Below are 433 nucleotides of genomic sequence, written 5' to 3'. Positions count from 1 at the left end.
CTTCGTGGCGATGGTTCTCGACGGCCAGGCGCGCCGAGAATGTTCGCCGAAACGGGCAGCGAGCTGAACGACGCAAGCAGCGCGCTGATCATCTGCAAATGACCGTCGATCACGAGGAATACCAGCATCGCGATCGTGTACATGTAGCTCGACAACACCTGGCTCGAACTGCTCGCTTGTGCGTTGAAGAAGGTTGCGAAGCCGAGACCCATGCCGAGGCCGACGAAATCGCCCGTCGCGCTGATGGCCTGAAACACGATCTGCATGGTCATGCCGAGCGCCACGCCAATCAGGAACTGGTTGACGATGATCCACACGCCCTCGGCGGAGAACACCGTCACTTGCGGCAACGAGCCGAGCGTCGGAGCGAAGATGATGGTCACGAAGGCCGCGAGGCCGATTTTCAAGAGCAGAGGCAGCGAACGGGTGCTGA

1 protein-coding gene is annotated in these 433 nt (G+C 60.5%); it reads right to left on the bottom strand.

Translation table 11 applies throughout. The annotated features are described in order from the left end of the window. The coding region (locus EN859_RS35405) for a flagellar biosynthetic protein FliR (protein WP_245525873.1) at positions 1-383 on the bottom strand (383 nt) is incomplete at its 3' end. Between the last annotated feature and the right edge of the window lie 50 nt (positions 384-433).

Origin of the sequence: Mesorhizobium sp. M00.F.Ca.ET.216.01.1.1 (genome assembly GCF_004010325.2) — a bacterium.
In the GTDB taxonomy this organism is placed as follows: Bacteria; Pseudomonadota; Alphaproteobacteria; order Rhizobiales; family Rhizobiaceae; genus Mesorhizobium.
The sequence above is the reverse complement of the archived record's forward strand: the minus strand, read 5'-3'. Positions and strand labels throughout refer to the sequence as shown.